The following is a 4,354-nucleotide window of genomic DNA, read 5'->3' on the forward strand; positions in this document are numbered from 1 at the left end:
CCGCCGCCTGGCAGGAGTGAATCACGCCTTCCTCGTCGTCGCAAGCACGCGTTTTTCAACAGTCTCGGGTATTTATGACATCTGCAGCTCGCGCCCATTTGCTTGCGACCACGTTGCTGATGGGGGCGACGACGTTCGCCACGCCAGCCCTCGCGCAGGTCCAGGGGGACAATTCGGGGATTCGCGCCGGGGGCGCGACCGCGACTCAGTCGACCACGCCGGGCGCCAACGCCCAGGGCGAGGTCGGCATGACGACGTCGGAAGCCGCGCCGAGCACGGAGAACAGCCAGGGTGACATCGTCGTCACCGGCTCGCTGATCAAGAATCCCGCGCTGATCGCCTCATCGCCAGTGACTGTCATCGGCCAGGAGGAAATCAAGCTTCGCCAGTCGAACACCGCCGAAGACATTCTGCGTACGCTGCCCGGTGCGACGCCGAGCATCGGTTCGGCCGTCAACAACGGTAACGGCGGCGCGTCCTATGTCGATCTTCGCGGCCTCGGCTCGTTCCGCAACGTCGTCCTGCTCGACGGCAACCGCATCGCACCCTCGGGTCTGCTCGGTCGCGTCGATCTCAACAACATTCCGCTCGCACTGGTCGAGCGGGTCGACACGCTGACCGGCGGCGCAGCGACCACCTACGGCGCAGACGCCGTGTCGGGCGTCGTCAACTTCATCACGCGGTCGGATTTCTCGGGCATCGACGCCTCGGTCTCGAACCAGATCACCGAGCGTGGCGATGGTGCCTATTTCCGCGGCGACATCACGATCGGCGCCAATTTCGACGATGGCCGCGGTAACGCGGTCTTCTCGGTCGGGTACCAGCAGTCGGATCCCGTCTATCAGGGCGAGCGCGACTATTCGGTGCAGAATTACGACTCGTTCTCGGGCGCGAGCAGCGGCTCGGGCACGACGGTCCCATCGGTCTTCACGCTTGGCGGTCGTCGCCAGATCAACCCGGCCACGGGTTCGCTGACGACGGCGGTCATTCCGTTCAACTTCAACCCGTACAACATCTTCCAGACGCCGTTCGAGCGGTTCAACATGTATGGCGCCGGCCATTACGAAGTGTCGGACAGCGTCGAAATCTATACGCGCGGCCTGTTCTCGAAGAACACCGTCGACACGATCATCGCGCCGTCGGGTGTGTTCAACTCGTCGATCGTCGTGCCGTTGTCGAACCCCTATCTGCCGGCCGGTGCGCGGAATCAGTTCTGCGCCGCCGCCAGCATCACCCAGGCGCAGTGCGACCTCGCCGCAGCCGCGACCAGCCCTACCGTCACCGTGGGCGGCGTGACGACGGCAAACCCGAACTTCCGCACGATCACGACAAACCTGTCGCGCCGGACGACCGAGGTCGGGCCGCGCATCTCGAACTTCCAGACGACGATCTTCGATTATCGTGCCGGCGTGAAGGTTGGGCTGACCGAGGGTATCAAGCTCGACGTCTCGGGCGGTTACGGTGAATCGGAGAATACGCAGACGCTGCAGGGCTATGTCCTGACGTCGCGCGTACGGTCCGCGGTCTATGCAACCAACACCACGAGCTGCCTTGGCGGTGCGCCCGGCGGTGCGGCGATCGACGCGGGAACCGGCTGCGTTCCGCTCAACGTCTTCGGTGCCGACGGTTCGATCACCCCCGATATGACCTCGTATATCACGGGTGAGAGCACGACGACCGTTCGTACCTCGCTGGCGCAGGCCCGCGCGGTTCTCAACGGTGATTTCGGCTTTGCCTCGCCGTTCGCAAGCGACTCGATCGGTTTCGCGGCCGGTGCGGAGTATCGCAAGTACCGTGCGTCGCAGCGTTCGGATACGCTGGCACAGACCGCTGGCGAACTCGGTGGCGCCGGTGGCGCCGCGCCGAACATCGACGGTGGCTATGAAGTCAGCGAAGGCTTTGGCGAGCTCATCGCACCGCTCGTCCAGGATCGTCCGTTCTTCCAGAGCCTGACGCTCGAAGCGGGCGTCCGCTACTCGCACTACAAGGTGTTCGCGGCCAACTCGCCCTCGTACAACACGACCACCTACAAGGGCGGCGGCAGCTGGGAGCCTGTCACGGGCCTGAAGGTTCGCGGCAGCTACCAGCGTGCCGTCCGCGCACCGACGATCAGCGAGCTGTTTTCGCCTGTGAATACGGGTCTGACCAACCTGGCGACCGATCGTTGCGCCGGTGCAGCGCCGGTCAACGATGCCAATCTGCGCGCCGTCTGTCTCGCGCAGGGCGCGCCGGCCTCGACCATCGGCCTCATTGCGGTTCCGACTGCGGGTCAGGCGAACATCACGTCCGGCGGTAACCTCGACCTGCGTCCGGAAAAGTCGGACAGCTACACGCTCGGCCTCGTCATCCAGCCGCAGCAGATCATTCCCGGCCTTTCGATCAACGTCGATTACTACAACATCAAGATCAAGGGCGCGATTTCGCAGTTCGCGCCGGGCGATATCATCTCCAACTGCTTCGACACCATCACCGCGGCGAGCGCCACCAGCCCGGCCTGCCTCGCGATCTCGCGAAACCCGGTCACGGGCGGCCTCGACGGCGATCCGGCAACCACGCGGGGTCTGCTGGCTGCAATCTCGAACCTTGGCACCGTCAAGACCGATGGTATCGATCTCGCGATCAACTATCGCACGCCGCTGACTCAGGGTGTCAAACTGGGCCTGTCGTTCCAGGGCAACTGGTCGAACTCTGCGACCTTCCAAGCCGCACCGGGGCTCATCAATCGTGAGTGCATCGGCTATTATTCGGTCAACTGCGGCGGCGCGGCCAGCGCTGCGGCTGGGGGCTCGGGCTCGATCCAGCCCGAATTCACCTGGAACACTCGGGCGACGTTCACCTTCGTCGACAACATCGACGTTTCGGTGCTGTGGCGTCACATCGATAACGTCCAGCAGGAGCCGGACGATGTCGTCAACGGTAACGGGGCGGCGTTTAGTGGTACGCTCACCGGTGGCGCTCTCGCCGGCCAGTCTGCGGATTTCACGCGGATCCCGTCCTACGACTATATCGACCTGTCGACCCGGATCGGCATTGCCGAGAATTTCGACCTGACCGTCACGGTACAGAATCTGTTCGACAAGCAGCCGCCGCTCGTCGGGTCGACGGTGGGTTCGACGAGCTTCAACAGCGGCAACACCTATCCGTCGACGTATGACGCACTGGGCCGCCGCTTTGCGATCGGTGCGAACCTGCACTTCTAGGGTCAGGCCATCTCGGTCTGGATTGGGGCGGTTCTTCGGAACCGCCCCTTTTTTTGTCCGGGCTCGACCGCGAACCTATCGGCTGCGCGTGGTGGCGGGACGAGCACCTAGCCCAGCAGGGGCGCCGGGGGATCAAGCGCGACGCCGGCGGTGCGTGCGACCGCCTCTGCCCAGATGACCACCTTGTCGATCTCGTCGGCGTGGAGTGCCGCGCCGGTCTCGTGCTCGCGTGCCCTGTCCGCCGCGCCATAGGTCTTGCCGTCCTTGGCATTGCGCGCAAAAGCAGGGCCGTCGAGCAGCGCCTGCACGGTCGCCGGATCGCCGGGCAGCGCATAGAATCGTGCCAGAGCAGTCACCGCGGCGAAGGGGTTGGCGAGCAAAGTTTCGCTCTGCAACGTTCTGACGCGGTCCGGAAAGCGGGCGACCAGGCCAGCGAACAGATCCGCCTGCGCGATCCACCCTACCGCTGCCGCCTGCAGATCGGTCAGCCTGAAGATATCCTCGGGCGTGAGGCCCAGATCAACGATGCCGTCGGCGAGCTGCTTGGCGAGAAGCTCGCGCACCCAAAGCCGGCCCCACATGCCCTTTCGTGCGATCGACGTCAGATAGATGCGCAACGGCGCGTAGAGCAGCACGGCGCGGGCCTGTGGCCGCATCGCCAGCATCGCAGGCGCGAGGGCGTTGACGACGTTGGAGGGCTTGATCACCACCGCCTCGCCGGATTCGAAGGCGCGGCCAAGCAGTCTCAGCGTCGTATCAAGGACCTCACCGACGCGCGCGGGATGACCGCCGCGGTGACGCCAGCCGACGAGATCGTTGAGAATTACCGGCTCTTTCAGCGCGGTGGCGAAGCCCGGCATGTCGAGTGCCTGCGCCAGCATCGTCGAACAGCAATAGGCCGAGTGGAAAATGAAATGAACCGATGCAGCGGGCGGGGCGGCCGCGACGGCGTCGCGTCGTGGCACCACGATCGGCGTGGCCGACGACGGCATATACTCGTCGGTGAGGAAGGTCGCCACGCCACGCTGCGCCCGGTCCGCCGCGATGAAATGTACCGCATCATGGTCCGGATCGTAACGATGGGCCAGCCAGCACGGATCGCCGATCTGTGCGCCGACGGACGTGGCGGATTCTCGGGCGGGGGCGGGCGGGCG

2 protein-coding genes are annotated in these 4,354 nt (G+C 64.9%); one reads left to right on the forward strand and one right to left on the reverse strand.

Annotated features, from left to right (window positions below):
* Nucleotides 1-74: 74 nt before the first annotated feature.
* Nucleotides 75-3,200, forward strand: a complete 3,126-nt coding sequence (locus tag sphsw_RS11855; protein WP_081874300.1) for a TonB-dependent receptor domain-containing protein — start codon at nt 75-77, stop codon at nt 3,198-3,200.
* 107 nt (nt 3,201-3,307) lie between these two features.
* Here sphsw_RS11855 and sphsw_RS11860 read toward each other — a convergent pair.
* A partial coding sequence (locus sphsw_RS11860) for a hypothetical protein (protein ID WP_327195644.1) occupies nt 3,308-4,354 on the reverse strand: 1,047 nt, incomplete at its 5' end.

This window comes from Sphingomonas sp. FUKUSWIS1 (assembly GCF_000733135.1).
GTDB classification, from domain to species: domain Bacteria; phylum Pseudomonadota; class Alphaproteobacteria; order Sphingomonadales; family Sphingomonadaceae; genus Sphingomonas; species Sphingomonas aerolata.

Excerpts from the sequence above, each read along its gene's own strand:
- sphsw_RS11855 (WP_081874300.1), top strand. The coding sequence starts at position 75 with ATGACATCTGCAGCTCGCGCCCATTTGCTTGCGACCACGTTGCTGATG.